This window comes from Variovorax sp. 38R (genome assembly GCF_014843395.1).
In the GTDB taxonomy this organism is placed as follows: domain Bacteria; phylum Pseudomonadota; class Gammaproteobacteria; order Burkholderiales; family Burkholderiaceae_C; genus Variovorax; species Variovorax paradoxus_H.
Genome location: NZ_CP062121.1, coordinates 1,277,485 through 1,292,921, shown reverse-complemented (window position 1 = coordinate 1,292,921; position 15,437 = coordinate 1,277,485). Strand labels below are relative to the sequence as shown.

Here is a 15,437-nt window from a genome sequence, read left to right as displayed (position 1 = left end):
CTGTCAGCGCGCTGTGCCGAGGCCCTCGCACAGGCCTTCAATGTCGGCGTGCAACATGCCGAGTGAAGCGATCGCGAACCGCTGAAGCGATGCGCGATCGGTCGCACTGAAGAACGATGCAGCACCAGCCGACGGATGCGCTTCATCGCGTCGATCTTCATCCCACGCGAGCAACTGCATCAACGTGTGCGCGCCCTGCACCACGTCGCGCGCATCGCCGAGGAACACGGCGTACTGCCGCTCCTTGGGGTCGAGTCCCTGCACGGGATCCAGACAAAGGGGTTGAATTGCGCACTGTCATGCGCAGTGCTCGATGACTTGGCCATGTGGGCCCTTCCTCGCATTTTTGCTGTTGCTACAACCGCAACCACGCTGCGAAGCGAGGACGGCGGCTCGAATGCCGCGATTCTTCAGGCTGCTAAACCCGGCCCCGCTCATCACGAGGCGACTGGAATGTAAAGGCGGGGTGGGCTCGCGTCAATCGCTCTTCGAGCGCTGCTCCTCGCATCGCACATCTTGGGTCATGCCAGTGCTGATCCGAAGTTCCAGTTTCCTTCGTTCGGCATTCCATTCAACTGCGGTCTGCTCCGTATCGAGCAGCACGCTCGATGCGACCGAATCGTGGATCCAGCGCGTACTGTCGCTCAGGCCCTGTCCACTGATCAGTTGCGCTTTCGACACCGCGTTCACTTCGGCCAATTCACGTGCCGCAGCGGCCGCAGACATCTTCAATGAATCGACCACCCCTGGAAATCTCGGGTCTGTTGTGGTGATCGCCTCCGAATCCTTGATCGTTCGCTCGAGCATTCCCACGCGACCGCTCGTTAGGCTCCGGATCGTTTCAAGGTTGGACATGACCTCCTCTTGCATGGAGGAATCGACGAGCGCGAAGCAAGCCACGCGCAGATCGATGCGATCCAGCACGACGCCATCGATGGGGCGCATCGCGCGAAACTGGACATGCGCTTGCGCAGTGCCTCGTTCCGCATCGTGGCTCATCAGGGCGACCGAGTTGTCGTCAAGAAAGCGAATCAGCTCCCCCGGCCCCAGGTCGTGAAGACTCACGTCGGCGAGGCGGATGGCGATCGTTCGCTTCTGGCCCAATTGATTGTCCGTAGTCTCTTGGCGCACAGGCACGACGACCCATTCGAGCTGCGTGTCTCGCTGCGCGGCCAATTGATAGTCCAAGTACGTGAAGTCGGGCGCGCTGGGGCGCGAGTGCACCTCTTCGAAATGGATCGCCTCGACACCCGACCGCCCATTGGAGAACGAAGACAGATCGATGTGCTGGACGCGGAGCTTGCCGCGCTCGACAGAAAGCCGGACCAGTTGCGCCTCGCCACACGCCGACTCGCTCACCGCGAGCAACGCCAACACCGACTCGTCCTTGAGAGGGCGAACGTCCGAAATTCGATAGAACGGTGAAAAGCAACGACCGCCCCTCTGAAAGAGCTTCTCGCTGATTTCCTGATCGCCCACACCCCACCCGTTGACCTTCAGCGAAAGCCGTCGCCTGTGTTGCGGACCGCTCTCGGTGCCGTAGCGGGTCAGCGTGCTGATCACCTCCATCTTGCTAGAGCGCCACACGCTGTCTTCGGAATCGCGATTGCCGCACGCGTTCAGCAGGAAGGTCGAAAACAAAAGAACTGCAAACAGCAAGGCCGGAATTCGCATGAAGAGATCCTAAGGTCTGCGCCGCTCGATGCTTGCCGGCCCACCGGCATCTTTTCGCAGGATCAGGCAAAAACCTCGTTCGATCCGGATACCGCCTCCGGCCCCTTCGCCCCGAGACTCCTCTGCATGCCCGGCGCACCCTTCGCGCCATGGCGCATCGACCCGCATGAGGAGTTTTGTATGAGTGCAATCCAGGACACAGTGGTTCTCGTCACCGGCGCCAGCAGCGGCATCGGCGAGGCGACGGCGCGGCGGCTCGCGCGGCGCGGCGCCCATGTGGTGCTCGGCGCGCGCCGCACCGAACGGCTGGCCGCGCTGGCGGCCGAGATCAACGCGACCGGCGGCTCGGCGAGCTTCCGGCGGCTGGACGTGACGCACCGGCCCGACATGGAGGCCTTTGCCGAGTTCGCCCTCGACACGCACGACCGCATCGACGTGCTGGTGAACGCCGCCGGCGTGATGCCGCTGTCGCCGCTGTGGCAGCGCAAGATCGAAGAGTGGGAGCTGATGATCGACGTCAACCTGCGCGGCATGCTACTGGGCGTGGCGGCCGTGCTGCCGACGATGCAGGAGCAGGGCTGGGGCCACATCGTCAACGTCGCGCCGGTGGCCATGGGCGGCGCCACGCCCGACTCGGCCGTGTACCACGGCACGCAGTACGCGGTGCAGGCGATTTCCGAAGGGCTGCGGCGGGAACACGCGGGGCGCCTGCACGTCGCGCTCGTGAGCCCCGACGTGGCCGAGGCCGCCGACCCGCTGGCCGAGCGCATCGCCGCGAGCTACACCTTCGAACGCATGTGCACGCGGCGGCGGTTGACGACGCCCGTCGAGGGCGTGGCGCGTGCCATTGCCGGAGCGATCGAAGGCGCGAGCTACGGCATGGCGGGCCCGGGCTGGCGCTCGGCCCCGACGCCGCGGCCGAAGCCTGCGACGCCGGTGTACTGACGCAACCCCGCCTCAGGAGCTCTTGTACGGCAGGAACTTGCCCGACAGCACCACGTTGACGCGGTCGCCCTTCGGGTCGGCCTGGCGCTGGATGTCCATGCTGAAGTCGATGGCGCTCATGATGCCGTCGCCGAACTCCTCGTGGATCAGTTCCTTGATGGTGGTGCCGTACACGCTCACCACCTCGTACCAGCGGTAGATCAGCGGATCGGTCGGCACCGGCGTGGGCAGCGAGCCCTTGTAGGGCACGACCTTGAGCCACTTCTGCTCCTCGGGCGTGAGGCCGAAGATCTTGCCGATGATCTTTGCCTGCTTGTCGTCGAGCGTCATCTGGCCGAGGCAGGCGGCGGTGGTCCATTCTTTCGAGAGGCCGACCTTCTTGGCCACGTCGGCCCACTGGATGCCCTTGGACACCTTCACGGTGATGATCTTCTCGGTGACGTCGTTGCGGTTCATGCGGCTTGGCTCCTGGGGTTGAAATGGATGCAACAGGACAAGCAACAGACATGCCCGTCCCCGTCTTTCTCCCTCCTCCGCTGGGGGAGGGCGAGGGTGGGGGCAGGCGGACTCCGAGAAAGCATGGCGCCTGTTCGAAGGCCTGCCCCCATCCCCGCCTTCCCCCGGAAGGGGAAGGAGCAAGACCGGCTCAGCGCTCCCAGCGGAACTTGCGCTCCGACTCCGCGATGGGCTGGTCGTTGATGCTCGCAAAGCGCCTCTGCATCAACCCGTTCTCCGCAAACTCCCAGTTCTCATTGCCATGGCTGCGAAACCACTGGCCCGCGGCGTCGTGCCATTCGTACTCGAAGCGCACCGCGATGCGGTTGTCCATGAAGGCCCACAGCGTCTTCTTCAGGCGGTAGTCGTGCTCGCGCTCCCACTTGCGCGAGAGGAACTCGACCGCCTGCGCGCGGCCGTTGACGAAGTCGGCACGGTTGCGCCATTCGGTATCGGGCGTGTAGGCCAGGCTCACGCGAACCGGGTCGCGTGAGTTCCAGGCGTCTTCGGCGGCCTGGACTTTCTGGGTCGCAGATTCGAGGGTGAAGGGTGGCAGCGGCGGGCGGGATTCCATGGCGGGCTTTCAGTCAAAGAAATGAAGTGATGAAGGCCCGCAATGTGCCACGAGTAGACAGACCTGTCTACATGCCTACAATCGCCGCATGGACATCTCTGCACTGCCCGCACGCGAGCGCATCCTGCTCACGGCGCACGAGCTCTTCTATGCCGACGGCATCCGCGCCACCGGCATCGACCGCGTGATCGCCGCGTCGGGCGTCACCAAGGTCACCTTCTACCGGCACTTCCCGTCGAAGGACGACCTGGTGCGCGCCTTTCTCGACCACCGACACGGCGTGTGGATGGCCTGGTTCGTCGATGCGCTGGGCCGCCGCGACGCGCAGCAGCGCATCGCGCAGGGGCAGGCGCTGCCGGTGCTGGCTGACGTGATGGCCGAGTGGTTCGCCGACCCGGTCTTTCGGGGCTGTGCCTTCATCAACTCGGTGGTGGAAGTGGGTGCGAGCGTGGCCGGCGCCGCCGACATCGCGCGCGAGCACAAGCGCGAGATGGTCGAGGTGATCGCCGGCCTGCTCCCCGACGGCCCGCAGCGCATGGCCATCGCGCAGGCGGCCGCGCTGGGCGTCGATGGCACCATCGTCAAGGCGCAGATGGGCGATGCGGCCCTGGCGCGCGAGGCGGTCGACGACCTGCGGCGGCTGCTCGATGCGCTCGTCGCCCTTCGATAACATCGCATCGCTCACTCTCTTCCCCAAAAAACACATGGCATCGACGCGACTCCCCTCGACCCAGGGCCTGCAGGCCTTCGAGGCCGTTGCGCGGCTGCGCAGCGTGAACGTCGCGGCCGAGGAGCTCAGCGTCACGCCCAGCGCGGTCAGCCACCGCATCCGGCAGCTCGAGACGCAGCTCGAGCTCAAGCTCTTCACGGGCAACGACTTCGGCCTGAGCGCCGACGGCGTGGCCTACCTGGCGCGCGTGCGCGAGGCCATTGCGGCGCTGCAGCAGGTGCCGGGGCGCGAGCCCGCGTCGCAGGTGCGGCGGCTGCGCGTGGCGGTCACGCCCACCTTCTCGCGCCAGATGCTGCTGCCCCGGCTGGCCGAGTTCCGCGACGCCTACCCGACCATCGAGCTGATGCTGCAGGTGACCATGCCGGTGCGCAACTTCACCGCCGAAGACGCCGACATCGAGCTGCGCTTCGGCACCGGCCCGTTCCACGACCGCGAGTTCTGCCAGCTGCTGGCCGACGACGTCTCGCCCGTGTGCAGCCCGGCCTACCTGGAACGCCACGGTCCCTTCGACGAGCACTTCTCGACCGACGCCGAGGTGGCGCGCGTGCAGCTGCTGCGCACGCCGCTGGAGTCGTGGCGCATCTGGTTCAAGGCCTGCGGCATCGGCCTGCCCGAGCCGGCCGTGGGCCATCAGTTCAACGACCTGGGCCTGGCGCTCGACGCCGCGGCCGAAGACTTCGGCGTGGTGCTCATGCACCTGCGGCTGGGCCGCGCCTGGATCGACAACGGCCGGCTCGTGCGCCTGTCGCCGCACAGCGCGCCCTCGCCCAACGCCTACTTCCTGTGCTGGCGCCCGGGCACCATGGAGCGCTGGGAATGCGCCACCTTCGTCGAATGGCTGCGCCAGGCGCTGCGCGAGCCGGGCTGAATAATTTTCAGACGGGGTGCGGGCTTTTTTCAGGTGGCCGGCGCGTTTCCCCTGCAGACTCGACCCCCGGCGCCGCCGTGGCCTGCGTAGCCGGCCCGCCTTGACCCCCATAACACCAGCCTGGAGACTTCCCCTTGCCCGACCTTTCCAAGATCACCTGCATCGAAGACCTGCGGGCGATCGCCCAGCGGCGCGTGCCGAAGATGTTCTACGACTACGCCGACTCCGGCGCCTGGACCGAGGGCACCTACCGCGCCAACGAGAGCGACTTCCAGAAGATCAAGCTGCGCCAGCGCGTGGCCGTGAACATGGAAGGCCGCTCCACCCGCACCACCATGATCGGCCAGGAAGTCGCCATGCCCGTGGCCATCGCGCCCACGGGCCTGACCGGCATGCAACACGCCGACGGCGAAATCCTCGGGGCCCGCGCGGCCAAGGCCTTCGGCATCCCGTTCACGCTCTCGACCATGAGCATCTGCTCGCTGGAAGACATTGCCGAGAACACCGACCGCCACCCCTTCTGGTTCCAGCTCTACGTGATGAAGGACCGCGACTTCATCGAGCGCCTGATCGACCGCGCCAAGGCCGCCAACGTGTCGGCGCTGCAGCTCACGCTCGACCTGCAGATCCTCGGCCAGCGCCACAAGGACATCAAGAACGGCTTGTCCACGCCGCCCAAGCCCACCATCAAGAACCTCATCAACCTGGCGACCAAGCCGCGCTGGTGCATGGGCATGCTGGGCACCAAGCGCCGCACCTTCGGCAACATCGCCGGCCACGCCAAGGGCGTGAAAGACCTGTCATCGCTGTCGTCGTGGACCGCCGAGCAGTTCGACCCGGCCCTGAGCTGGGCGGACGTCGAATGGATCAAGAAGCGCTGGGGCGGCAAGCTGATCCTCAAGGGCATCATGGACGCCGAAGACGCACGCCTGGCAGTGAACAGCGGCGCCGACGCGCTCATCGTCTCCAACCACGGCGGTCGCCAGCTCGACGGCGCGCCCTCCTCCATCGCGGCCCTGCCGGCCATCGCCGACGCCGTGGGCAGCCAGATCGAGGTGTGGATGGACGGCGGCGTGCGCAGCGGGCAAGACGTGCTCAAGGCCCGTGCGCTCGGCGCACGCGGCACGCTCATCGGCCGCAGCTTCCTGTACGGCCTGGGCGCCTACGGCCAGGAAGGCGTGACGCGCGCGCTGCAGATCATCCACAAGGAACTGGACATCACGATGGCCTTCTGCGGTCGCACGCAGATCGACGACGTGAAGTCGGACATCCTGTTGCCGGGGACGTTCTGAGGGGCGGCTGAAGACCTCGCCGGGAGCAGGTTGCGGCGGTTGAAAACCTCGTTCCCGGGCACTGAAGCGTGCTGGTGAACAGCGTGTTCTCGAACTCCGGCTTCGATGGCGCTCATGGCGCCCTCCTCGATGCACGCAAACCTTCGCAAGCCTCGCTCTTTCCCTTGCCGCGGGTGTAGTACGCGGTGAGGTCCTTGCGGGTTTCCCAAGGGGCCTTGTCAGCCTCGGGAAAAACACTGCAAGGGCTCTCGATGCCGAATCTGGAAACCAGCAACTTGACACGGTGGTTCGCGTAGAAGTGGACTTGCACGGTGCCGAAACTCTCGCGGGAGTATTTCGGTACTTCCACTTCTGCCTCCTGCGGCGGCGGCGCAGGCCGCGAGCCCGGCGGGCCGCTGCCATAGGCCCACGTCACGCGCGCCTTCATTCCAGGCTGCCAGTCCTTTGGGATCTTGACGCAGCAATTGAAACTGGTGCCCCCGGATTGGGGCGCCATGTTGGGACCGCTGGCACCATTGACCGTGAACCCGATGATGCTTTCGTCGCTCATGTGGTTGTAGCCGGTCACCTCTACGGGGATCTTGTCCTCGCCGCAGGCGGACATCAGCACGCAACCGCTCAACCCCAAAAGCACCCGCAGGCGCGTCCACGGCAGCCCTGAGGCAGTCAACAGGCGCACGATCGCACGCACGATATCCAACGAATGCCGACGGGCATGTTCCGGCCCGGGCGTTGCGTCCGGGTCAAAGGTCGATTCATTCGTGCTCATGGCTCTTTCACTCGTGGGCCGCTGTGGCCGATAGACACTGGCCCCGAGGGCTGCCAACGGGGCCTTCGCGCGCTTGTGTGACTTATTCCCCAACCAAGAAAGGTCAACTGCAAACCAAATACACACCTCGTTCGAACGAACAAGATCGCCCGCCAATATTCGGCCCTCAACAACAGGGAGGAATCTTGAAAAAAGCACGTTCTAACAACATCTCGCGCGCGCGAATGCTTGCCATTGTTGCCGCAGTCGCAGCGATCTCCGCGTGCGGCGGTGGCGGAGACGGTGGTGGCGCTCCCGCCTTTCCCATCTTGCCCATCGCGGAGCCCGCCCCGCCGCCGCCCGCACCAGCGCCCGTGTCGGACAGTTCGGGCCCTTGCTTCAATGAGGCCGACTTCCGCGAAGGCACGGTTGTGGAATTCGAGGCAGCCAAGCCAGGAACAGATCCAGCGACTCCCTCCTTCCGCAGAAAAGCAGTGACCGAGGGCCGCGAGGCATTCGGCGGCGCGAACCCGATCGCGGTGAACGTGGGCTCGGAAAGCATCACCTATCCGGCGTTTCAGCAAATCACCGTCAAGAAGGAATACAAGGACCTCGTGAACGGCAGCTTCCTGCTCTACGGGAAATCGGCCACGTACAAGAACACGATCGATCCGACGTTCGCGCCTTCGCTTCCTCCGGGCTATCCGCTGGTGAATGTCAGCACGGTGTCCCAGGTCTTCACGCCGCCGTTCGCATTCCCGGTCGACATGACGCCGGGCCAGGTCGTCAGCCAACAATCCACAGTGGCGAAGACGCCGGTTCTCAACGGCAGCAGTGGCACAACGGTTTCGCTGCCCGCGAGTGGCGAGCTCACCTACCACGGCCGCGAGCAGTTGGACACGCCACTGGGCACGTTCAACACCTGCAAGCTCTCGCTCAAGATCACTGTGGGTGCATCGGTGATCACCAAGGAAGCCACGAGAGAGTTCTGGCTCGCCGCCGAAGGCCCGTATCGCGGCCAGCTGCTGAAGGGCGGCGATACGAAGACGTCGATGGTTGTGACGAAGATGACCTACTCGCCCAAGTAACGCGGGTTTCAGTCTCTGGCCACGGACCCTTCGGGGTCCGTTTTCATTGCAGCGAACCCTTGTTGCACCGCAGCGCCTCTCGATCGGCTCAGCGCGACGCCAGGCGTTCCATGTAGACGCAGAACATGTCCGCCATCGCATCCGCCCACGCCTCGATCTCGGCGTCGGTGCGGGGGCTTTCGGAAAACTCTTTTCCCACGGCGCTGAGCGTCGCCACGATCAGGTCGCCCGCCATCTCACGCGTGGCATCGGATGCCGCGGGCAGCGCCTGCTGCATGAACACGCGGACGATGTCGTCGCCGGCAGCGCGCACTTCCTGTGCCTCGGGTGCGTCGCGATAGAACGGCGCGGCGTCGCCAAGCGCCGTTCGCACGTCAGCCTCTTCGCACTCGGAGCGGACGAAGGCATGCGTGAGCAGGCGAAGGCGTTCAAGCGCGGGCCGCTGCGTGTCCCCGAGGATGCCGCGCATCATCTCCGTCGTCCGCCGCCATTCATCGCTCTGCAGACGGAACAAAATCGACGCCTTGTTCGGGAAGTATTGGTAGACCGATCCGACGCTCACGCCCGCTCTTTCGGCGACACGCGTCGTCGTGAAACGGCGCACGCCTTCTTTCGCCAAAACCTGAATAGCTGCCTGAAGAATGGCCCCAAGAAGGTCGGCCGAGCGCGCCTGTTGGGGCTTCTTGCGAGAGGAGATCGGGGTGTTTCGACGGTCGGTCATGGGAGCGCTGCGGAACGCGAATGGAAAACATGAAGGGTTCTTCATAGTATTTCGCATCTGCTTTTCACACGAAAGAACCCCGTGACAACCTTGACCACTGCACCCCTCGCGCCCTTGCTGGACCGCCTGTTCCAGGAGGCCAGCGCAGCCACCAGTCCCGCCGTCGCCAGCATCAGCCCGGAAGAGCGCCAACGGCTGATGCACAGCAAGACTGAATACCTCGACCTCTACAGCCGACTCAAGGACCTGTGGCTGCCCGTGTCGCGCAACACCGGCGTACTGCTGTACCAGCTGGCGCGCAGCACCAACGCGCGCCACATCATCGAGTTCGGCACCTCCTTCGGCCTGTCCACGCTGTACATGGCCGCGGCGCTGCGCGACAACGGCGACGGGCGCCTGATCAGCAGCGAGTTCGAGCCCTCGAAAGTCGCCAGGGCCCGCGAGCACTTGAACGAAGGCGGCTTGGCCGACCTCGTCGAGATCCGCGAAGGCGATGCGCTGAAGACGCTGTCGGCCGACCTGCCGCAGTCCATCGACCTGCTGCTGCTCGATGGCGCCAAGGCGCTCTACCCCGACGTGCTGGCGCTGGTCGAAAGCCGCCTGCGGCCGGGCGCGTTGATCGTGGCGGACAACGCCGACCACAGCCCGGAGTACCTGGCGCGCGTGCGCGCTGCGGACAGTGGGTATCTGTCGGTGCCGTTTGCCGATGACGTGGAGTTGTCGATACGGCTGGGTTGAAGCGTTCACGATCGGTTTGCGATTGCAACGGCTCGCAAGCCACTTGCGTCACGGTCATTGCTGATTCCCGCGCGACCTGCCGCATGTGCATGAGACAGCTCTCCCTATGATTTTGAGGAGGCCACAACGGTCCAACAGGGAGAGAAAAATGACAGTACAGAACTCAGCCAGCGCAGCGGGCGCGGCAAAAGCAACACGCGGGCATCCGTCAAACATCAGCGATCCTTCGGTCGCCCAGGCACAGCACTCGGAGCCAACCGTCACGCTGTATGGGCGGATCGCCGCAGGTGGGGTCGGGTATGTCAGTTGGCCTGATCCGCCTGATCTGCACTTCTCGATCATCATCGACGACGCCTACAGCGGCATCACACTTCTCGACGGCCAGCCGACGATGATGGAAGCTGGTATTCGCAACATGGCCTTGATCAAGACCAACAGGCAGGACAACACACTTCCAAGCGGGATCAGAGTCAGAATTCCATTGCAGCCACCGCAAGGAATGAGTCGACAGGAATTCGCGCATCGGATCATCGTCAGCTCGCAAAGATTTGTGAGCTACGTCGCCCCCTACTCGGCGCCGAAGAACATCCGTGGGTCGCAGATGCGGCCCGGCGAATACAACAGCAGCTCGTATGTCGCGGGTCTGCTGCAGAGCGTGATGGGCTGCGTGCCTTCGATCTCCGCCCCCGGATTCCAGACACCAGAATGGGAGAACCCCATTCCTGGGCACTTCTTCAAGGGCGAGGCCATCCGATGAGTGCCGGCTCGCGGCTGGTGCTGAGCGTGCTGTCGTGGGCCGCTTCGATCCCGGTCCTCAATGTCCTGCTCGGCGGCCTTGAGCGACGGCGGGTCCTGACATTGACGGGGCCCATGGTCGCACTCGTTGCCGGCGCCCTGCTCTTGTGGGCCGGGTTGATCTACTGGCGGCAGGTTCCAGCCACCCGCAGCATCGCAAGGCGCATCACGTACTTCATTGCATACCTCACCGTCATGGCCCTGCTGGGCCTGATTGGCGTGTGGGCCGCCTTTTGGGCCACGGTCGCCATCCACGGGCTCTGAGTGCGATGGACGCGGAATCTACAAACAGAAGATCCGCTCCATCCCCACCCACTTCTCCCCTTCCGGCGTCCAAGGCGTAGGCGCCTGGAACTTCCACATCAGTTCCTCCCACGCCCGAATCTTCGGGTCGCTGTGCGATGCCGCCGCCATCGCCTCCGCGTCATACCGCGCATCGTCCGTCTCCATCAGCATCACCATCCGCGTACCGAGCCGGTAGATCTCCATGCCCGTCACGCCGTGCGCGTGCAGGTGCGCGCGCACCTCGGGCCAGATGTCGCGGTGGTACGCCTCGTATTCCGCGATCAGTGCGGGGTCGTCTTTCAGGTCGAGGGCAAGGCAGTGGCGCATGGGTCGTCGTCCGATCAGGTCAAGGCCCGGTCCAGGTGGGTGTAGCCGCCGTCGACGAACACCCACTGCCCGGTCGTGTGCGAGGCCTGGTCGGACAACAGGAACACGACGCTGTTGGCGATTTCCTGCGAGGTGGTCATCCGGCGGCCCAGGGGGATCTTGTCGGTGATGGTCGCAAGCTTTTTGTCGGGTTCGTCGAAGCCGGAGATCCAGCGCTGGTACAGCGGTGTCATCACTTCGGCGGGGATCACGGCGTTGACGCGCACGCCGTCTTCGAGCAGCGACGCGGCCCACTCGCGCGTGAGCGACAGCTGCGCGCCCTTGGCAGCGGTGTAGCCGCTGGTGTTGCCCTGCCCCGTCACCGCCGTCTTCGACGAGATGTTGACGATGGCGCCTTTGCTGGCCTTCAGGTGCGGCAGGCAGAAATGCGCCATGACGTAGCAGTGCACGAGGTTGCGCTCCAGCGAGGTCACGAAAGCCTCGCGGCCCGCTTCGAGCCCGACGCTGTCGTTCACGCCCGCGTTGTTGACGAGCCCGTCGATGCGGCCGAACTCGGCCACCGTGGCATCGATGGCTTTCGCGCACGCGGCCTCTTCCATGAGGTCGAGCTGCATGAAGCGCGCACGCGGCTGCAGCGCGCGCAGCTCGTGCTCGAACGGCGCGTCGAGCGGGCTCTTGCCGAAGATCACCGGCACTGCGCCTTCGCGTGCGAGGGTGAGTGAAATGGCCGCGCCGATGCCGCTGCCGCCGCCGGTCACGATGACCACCTTGTCTTTCAGATGCAGGTCCATGAGGGGCCGATGCCTTTGCTGGGGGTGTTTCTGTTCATGCGCGGAAGCGATAGCGTTCGAGCGACGCCGGCTTCATGGTGATGGAGAAGCCCGCGCCTTTCGGCGGCATGTAGGCCGCGCCGCGGATCTCGCAGGGTTCGACGAAGTGTTCGTGCAGGTGGTCGACGTACTCGATCACACGCCCTTCGCGCGTGCCCGAGATGCACAGGTAGTCGATCATCGACAGGTGCTGCACGTACTCGCACAGCCCCACCCCGCCGGCGTGCGGGCACACGGGCAGCTTGTACTTCGCGGCCATCAGCATCACCGCCAGAATTTCGTTCACGCCGCCGAGGCGGCACGAATCGATCTGCACCACGTCGATGGCGCCGCGCATGATGAACTGCTTGAACATGATGCGGTTCTGGCACATCTCGCCCGTGGCCACCTTCACCACCGGCGCAATGCCTTCGCGGATCTTGCGGTGGCCCTCCACGTCGTCGGGGCTGGTCGGCTCTTCGATGAACCAGGGCTTGGCAAAGGCGAGCTGCTTCACCCAGTCGATCGCCTGGTCGACCTCCCAGACCTGATTGGCGTCGATCATCAAGTGGCGGTCGGGCCCGAGCACCTCGCGCGCCACGGTCAGGCGGCGGATGTCGTCCTGCAGGTCGCGCCCCACCTTGAGCTTGATGTGGTTGAAGCCCGCATCGACCGCCTCTTGCGCAAGCCGGCGCAGCTTCTCGTCGGAGTAGCCAAGCCAGCCGGCCGAGGTGGTGTAGCAGGGGTAGCCCTCGGCCTTCAGCGTGGCGATGCGTTCGGCCTTGCCGACAGCCGCATCGCGCAGCAACACCAGCGCTTCTTCGGGCGTGATGCAGTCGGTGATGTAGCGAAAGTCGATGCAGCGCACCAACTCTTCCGGGCTCATGTCCGCCACGAGTTGCCACACCGGCTTGCCTTCGGACTTGGCCCACAGGTCCCACATCGCATTGACCACCGCACCGGTCGCCAGGTGAATGGCGCCCTTGTCGGGGCCGATCCAGCGCAGCTGGCTGTCGGAGGTGATGTGCCGCCAGAAGCGGCCCATGTCCTGCGCCACCCACTGCAGGTCGAGCCCGACGACCAGGTGCCGCATCGCCTCGATGGCCGCGCAGCAGATCTCGTTGCCGCGCCCGATGGTGAAGGTCAGGCCGTGGCCTTCGAGCCCCGGCTGGTCGGTCTCCAGCACGACGTACGCCGCGGAGTAGTCCGGGTCGGGGTTCATCGCGTCGGAGCCGTCGAGCTGCTGCGAAGTGGGAAAGCGCACGTCCAGTACGCGCATGGATCGAACGATGGTCATGAACGGGGTCTTCGCAAAGAGATGAATCAGTCGTAGAGCACAGCGGCGATCTTGGGATCGGTGATGTTGGTCTTGTCGTACCAGAAGAACCCGGTGTCGACCACCTTGGGCAGCTTCTCGCCCTTGATCGCCTTCACCGCCATCTCCACGGTCTTGTAGCCCATGCCCACGGGGTTCTGCGTGATGGCGCCGGCCATGCTGCCGTCGACGATGGCGTTCTTCTGCTGCTTGCCGGAGTCGTAGCCGATGATCACGACCTTGCCGTTGCGCTTCATCTCCTTCACGCCGTTGACCACGCCGATGGCGGAGCCCTCGTTGGCGCCGAAGATGCCCTTGATGTTGGGCGAGGCCTGCAGGATCGACTTGGTGATCTCGGTCGACTTCAGCTGGTCGCCGCCGCCGTACTGCACGCTCACGATCTTGATGTTCGGGTAGGTCGACTTGATGCGGTTCACGAAGCCATCGCGCCGGTCCACGCCGGTGCGGCTGGTCTGGTCGTGCACCACGAGCGCGACCTCGCCGGCCTTGCCGATCAGCTCGGCCATCTTGTCGGCGGCCAACGCCGCAGCGGCCTTGTTGTCGGTGGTGGTCGTGGTCACGGGAATGTCGCTGTCCACGCCCGAGTCGAAAGCCACCACGGGAATCTTCGCGGCCTGCGCCTTCTTCAGCAGCGGAATGGCGGCCTGGCTGTCGAGCGCGGCAAAGCCGATGGCCTGCGGCTTCTTGGCGAGCGCGGCCGAGAGCATGTCGATCTGCTTGTCGACCATCGATTCCGACTCGGGGCCCTCGAAGCTGACCTTCACCTTCAGGTCTTTCGCGGCCTGGTCGGCGCCCGACTTCACGGCCTGCCAGAACTGGTGCTGGAAGCCCTTGGACACGAGCGGAATGTAGATTTCCGTGGGCTGCTGCGCCTGCGCAAGGCCCGACAGGCCGATGAGCGCCGCGCCGAACGTGGCCGTGAGGGTTCTTCTGTGGATCATGCAAGTCTCCTGTTGTGTGTGGAAAGAAAAAGGGGAAGTCGCTCAGTGCGTGGCGGCACTGCGGCGGCGCAGGATGTCCGCGTACACGGCAAGAATGATGATCACGCCGGTGATCACCGTCTGCCACTCCTGCGCCACCGACAGAATGCGCAGCCCGTTGATGAGCACGCTCATGATGAAGGCGCCGATGATCGTGCCGACGATGGTGCCGGTGCCGCCGCTGAGCGACGTACCGCCGATGACCACGGCCGCAATCGCATCGAGCTCATAGCCCTGCCCCAGCGCAGGCTGCGCGGAGTTCAGGCGCGAGGCAATGAGCAAACCTGCGATGCCGCAGATGCCGCCGCTCACCGTGTAGACCACGACCTTCCAGAAGTCGGTGTTCACGCCCGACAGGCGCACGGCCTCTTCGTTGCTGCCGAGCGCGAAGGTGTAGCGCCCGAGAATGGTCTTGTTGAGCAAGATGCTCGCGGCCACCGCCACCAGGAACAGGATCAGCACCGCGTTGGGAATCGGCAGCGACGGAATGAAGTAGCCGATCAGCGAGTCTTGCGAAATGGCCGGGAAGTTCGGCGTGTCGTTGAAGTAGATCGGCTTGGTGCCCGAGATCACGAGCGACAGGCCCTTGAGCAGCATCATCATCCCGAGCGTGGCGATGAAAGGTGGAATCTTGAGCTTGGCGATCAGCACGCCCGACACAAACCCGGCCAGCGCGCCGAAGAGAATCGCCGCCGCAATGCCCAGCGCCAGCGGCATGCCCATGTAGGTGAGCACCACGCCAGCCATGACGGCGCAGAAGGTCATGAGCGTGCCCACCGACAGGTCGATGCCCGCGGTGATGATGACGAAGGTGCAGGCAATCGCCAGCACGCCGTTCACCGCGGTCGACTGCAGGATGCTCACGAGGTTGTCGGTCTGCAAGAACTGCGGCGAGGCAAAACTGAAGAACACCATCAGCGCGATGAGGCTGGCAAAAGCCAGCAGTTTCTGCCGCGTGGCGGGGCGAAAGAGCCGTGCCTTCAGCGAGAAGCCAGGCGTGGCGGCGGTTGCAGCGGTAGGGGTGGTCAAGGG

Annotated in this window: 19 protein-coding genes; 8 read left to right on the top strand and 11 right to left on the bottom strand. The window is 64.8% G+C overall.

Annotation, left to right across the window (positions count from 1 at the left end):
* Positions 1 to 3: 3 nt before the first annotated feature.
* Entirely contained in the window at positions 4 to 264 is a 261-nt protein-coding gene (locus IG196_RS05770; RefSeq protein WP_225616935.1) for a hypothetical protein, read from the bottom strand.
* A gap of 213 nt (positions 265 to 477) precedes the next feature.
* Entirely contained in the window at positions 478 to 1,674 is a 1,197-nt protein-coding gene (locus IG196_RS05765) for a hypothetical protein (protein WP_192195376.1), read from the bottom strand.
* A gap of 180 nt (positions 1,675 to 1,854) precedes the next feature.
* On the opposite strand from IG196_RS05765, the gene IG196_RS05760 reads away from it, so the two are divergent.
* Positions 1,855 to 2,619 carry an SDR family oxidoreductase gene (locus tag IG196_RS05760; RefSeq protein ID WP_192195375.1) on the top strand — a complete coding sequence of 255 codons (765 nt, stop codon included), beginning with the start codon at positions 1,855 to 1,857 and terminating at the stop codon, positions 2,617 to 2,619.
* 12 nt (positions 2,620 to 2,631) lie between these two features.
* Here the strand turns inward: IG196_RS05760 and cynS are convergent, their stop codons facing one another.
* On the bottom strand, positions 2,632 to 3,075 hold the full coding sequence (cynS, locus tag IG196_RS05755; protein ID WP_192195374.1) for a cyanase: 444 nt from the start codon (positions 3,073 to 3,075) through the stop codon (positions 2,632 to 2,634).
* Positions 3,076 to 3,265: 190 nt separating this feature from the next.
* Entirely contained in the window at positions 3,266 to 3,688 is a 423-nt protein-coding gene (locus tag IG196_RS05750) for a DUF1348 family protein (protein ID WP_192195373.1), read from the bottom strand.
* Between the two features lie 88 nt (positions 3,689 to 3,776).
* On the opposite strand from IG196_RS05750, the gene IG196_RS05745 reads away from it, so the two are divergent.
* The 3 genes from IG196_RS05745 (at position 3,777) to IG196_RS05735 (ending at position 6,578) form a co-directional block, all read left to right on the top strand.
* Positions 3,777 to 4,358 (top strand): TetR/AcrR family transcriptional regulator, encoded by a 582-nt coding sequence (locus tag IG196_RS05745; protein WP_101493232.1) that lies wholly within the window; start codon positions 3,777 to 3,779, stop codon positions 4,356 to 4,358.
* A gap of 34 nt (positions 4,359 to 4,392) precedes the next feature.
* Positions 4,393 to 5,286, top strand: a complete 894-nt coding sequence (locus tag IG196_RS05740) for a LysR substrate-binding domain-containing protein (protein WP_099795492.1) — start codon at positions 4,393 to 4,395, stop codon at positions 5,284 to 5,286.
* A gap of 134 nt (positions 5,287 to 5,420) precedes the next feature.
* Positions 5,421 to 6,578 (top strand): alpha-hydroxy acid oxidase, encoded by a 1,158-nt coding sequence (locus tag IG196_RS05735; RefSeq protein ID WP_192195372.1) that lies wholly within the window; start codon positions 5,421 to 5,423, stop codon positions 6,576 to 6,578.
* Positions 6,579 to 6,690: 112 nt separating this feature from the next.
* Here the strand turns inward: IG196_RS05735 and IG196_RS05730 are convergent, their stop codons facing one another.
* Complete coding sequence (locus IG196_RS05730; protein WP_192195371.1) at positions 6,691 to 7,347, bottom strand: DUF3304 domain-containing protein; 657 nt, start codon at positions 7,345 to 7,347, stop codon at positions 6,691 to 6,693.
* 185 nt (positions 7,348 to 7,532) lie between these two features.
* Here IG196_RS05730 and IG196_RS05725 point away from each other — a divergent pair, with 185 nt between their 5' ends.
* On the top strand, positions 7,533 to 8,414 hold the full coding sequence (locus IG196_RS05725; protein WP_192195370.1) for a hypothetical protein: 882 nt from the start codon (positions 7,533 to 7,535) through the stop codon (positions 8,412 to 8,414).
* Positions 8,415 to 8,502: 88 nt separating this feature from the next.
* Here the strand turns inward: IG196_RS05725 and IG196_RS05720 are convergent, their stop codons facing one another.
* Positions 8,503 to 9,135 (bottom strand): TetR family transcriptional regulator, encoded by a 633-nt coding sequence (locus IG196_RS05720; RefSeq protein ID WP_192195369.1) that lies wholly within the window; start codon positions 9,133 to 9,135, stop codon positions 8,503 to 8,505.
* An 81-nt stretch (positions 9,136 to 9,216) separates the two neighbouring features.
* On the opposite strand from IG196_RS05720, the gene IG196_RS05715 reads away from it, so the two are divergent.
* The 3 genes from IG196_RS05715 to IG196_RS05705 all read left to right on the top strand — a co-directional run bounded on the left by IG196_RS05715 (position 9,217) and on the right by IG196_RS05705 (position 10,932).
* The gene (locus tag IG196_RS05715) at positions 9,217 to 9,873 is read left to right on the top strand and encodes an O-methyltransferase (RefSeq protein ID WP_192195368.1); all 657 of its coding nucleotides are present in this window, start codon (positions 9,217 to 9,219) and stop codon (positions 9,871 to 9,873) included.
* A 148-nt stretch (positions 9,874 to 10,021) separates the two neighbouring features.
* Positions 10,022 to 10,630, top strand: coding sequence for a hypothetical protein (locus IG196_RS05710; RefSeq protein WP_192195367.1), 609 nt, complete (start codon positions 10,022 to 10,024; stop codon positions 10,628 to 10,630).
* Positions 10,627 to 10,932, top strand: a complete 306-nt coding sequence (locus tag IG196_RS05705; RefSeq protein ID WP_192195366.1) for a hypothetical protein — start codon at positions 10,627 to 10,629, stop codon at positions 10,930 to 10,932. The genes IG196_RS05710 and IG196_RS05705 overlap by 4 nt, the downstream gene beginning before the upstream one ends.
* A gap of 18 nt (positions 10,933 to 10,950) precedes the next feature.
* Here the strand turns inward: IG196_RS05705 and IG196_RS05700 are convergent, their stop codons facing one another.
* Genes IG196_RS05700 through IG196_RS05680 form a run of 5 tightly spaced genes read right to left on the bottom strand, consistent with a single transcriptional unit; the run spans position 10,951 to position 15,434 of the window.
* Positions 10,951 to 11,280, bottom strand: a complete 330-nt coding sequence (locus IG196_RS05700) for an L-rhamnose mutarotase (protein WP_192195365.1) — start codon at positions 11,278 to 11,280, stop codon at positions 10,951 to 10,953.
* Between the two features lie 14 nt (positions 11,281 to 11,294).
* On the bottom strand, positions 11,295 to 12,071 hold the full coding sequence (locus IG196_RS05695; protein ID WP_101493224.1) for an SDR family oxidoreductase: 777 nt from the start codon (positions 12,069 to 12,071) through the stop codon (positions 11,295 to 11,297).
* A 34-nt stretch (positions 12,072 to 12,105) separates the two neighbouring features.
* Positions 12,106 to 13,386 carry an L-fuconate dehydratase gene (locus IG196_RS05690; RefSeq protein ID WP_192195364.1) on the bottom strand — a complete coding sequence of 427 codons (1,281 nt, stop codon included), beginning with the start codon at positions 13,384 to 13,386 and terminating at the stop codon, positions 12,106 to 12,108.
* A 26-nt stretch (positions 13,387 to 13,412) separates the two neighbouring features.
* Positions 13,413 to 14,366: an ABC transporter substrate-binding protein gene (locus IG196_RS05685; RefSeq protein WP_192195363.1), complete on the bottom strand. Its 954-nt coding sequence runs from the start codon at positions 14,364 to 14,366 to the stop codon at positions 13,413 to 13,415.
* A 42-nt stretch (positions 14,367 to 14,408) separates the two neighbouring features.
* The gene (locus IG196_RS05680; protein WP_192195362.1) at positions 14,409 to 15,434 is read right to left on the bottom strand and encodes an ABC transporter permease; all 1,026 of its coding nucleotides are present in this window, start codon (positions 15,432 to 15,434) and stop codon (positions 14,409 to 14,411) included.
* Positions 15,435 to 15,437: the final 3 nt, after the last annotated feature.

What these genes read in the sequence shown, in the direction of transcription:
- IG196_RS05765 (WP_192195376.1), bottom strand. Translation starts at nt 1,674, where the DNA reads ATGCGAATTCCGGCCTTGCTGTTTGCAGTTCTTTTGTTTTCGACCTTC.
- IG196_RS05760 (WP_192195375.1), top strand. Translation starts at nt 1,855, where the DNA reads ATGAGTGCAATCCAGGACACAGTGGTTCTCGTCACCGGCGCCAGCAGC.
- cynS (WP_192195374.1), bottom strand. Translation starts at nt 3,075, where the DNA reads ATGAACCGCAACGACGTCACCGAGAAGATCATCACCGTGAAGGTGTCC.
- IG196_RS05750 (WP_192195373.1), bottom strand. Translation starts at nt 3,688, where the DNA reads ATGGAATCCCGCCCGCCGCTGCCACCCTTCACCCTCGAATCTGCGACC.
- IG196_RS05745 (WP_101493232.1), top strand. Translation starts at nt 3,777, where the DNA reads ATGGACATCTCTGCACTGCCCGCACGCGAGCGCATCCTGCTCACGGCG.
- IG196_RS05740 (WP_099795492.1), top strand. Translation starts at nt 4,393, where the DNA reads ATGGCATCGACGCGACTCCCCTCGACCCAGGGCCTGCAGGCCTTCGAG.
- IG196_RS05730 (WP_192195371.1), bottom strand. Translation starts at nt 7,347, where the DNA reads ATGAGCACGAATGAATCGACCTTTGACCCGGACGCAACGCCCGGGCCG.
- IG196_RS05720 (WP_192195369.1), bottom strand. Translation starts at nt 9,135, where the DNA reads ATGACCGACCGTCGAAACACCCCGATCTCCTCTCGCAAGAAGCCCCAA.
- IG196_RS05710 (WP_192195367.1), top strand. Translation starts at nt 10,022, where the DNA reads ATGACAGTACAGAACTCAGCCAGCGCAGCGGGCGCGGCAAAAGCAACA.
- IG196_RS05705 (WP_192195366.1), top strand. Translation starts at nt 10,627, where the DNA reads ATGAGTGCCGGCTCGCGGCTGGTGCTGAGCGTGCTGTCGTGGGCCGCT.
- IG196_RS05700 (WP_192195365.1), bottom strand. Translation starts at nt 11,280, where the DNA reads ATGCGCCACTGCCTTGCCCTCGACCTGAAAGACGACCCCGCACTGATC.
- IG196_RS05695 (WP_101493224.1), bottom strand. Translation starts at nt 12,071, where the DNA reads ATGGACCTGCATCTGAAAGACAAGGTGGTCATCGTGACCGGCGGCGGC.
- IG196_RS05690 (WP_192195364.1), bottom strand. Translation starts at nt 13,386, where the DNA reads ATGACCATCGTTCGATCCATGCGCGTACTGGACGTGCGCTTTCCCACT.
- IG196_RS05685 (WP_192195363.1), bottom strand. Translation starts at nt 14,366, where the DNA reads ATGATCCACAGAAGAACCCTCACGGCCACGTTCGGCGCGGCGCTCATC.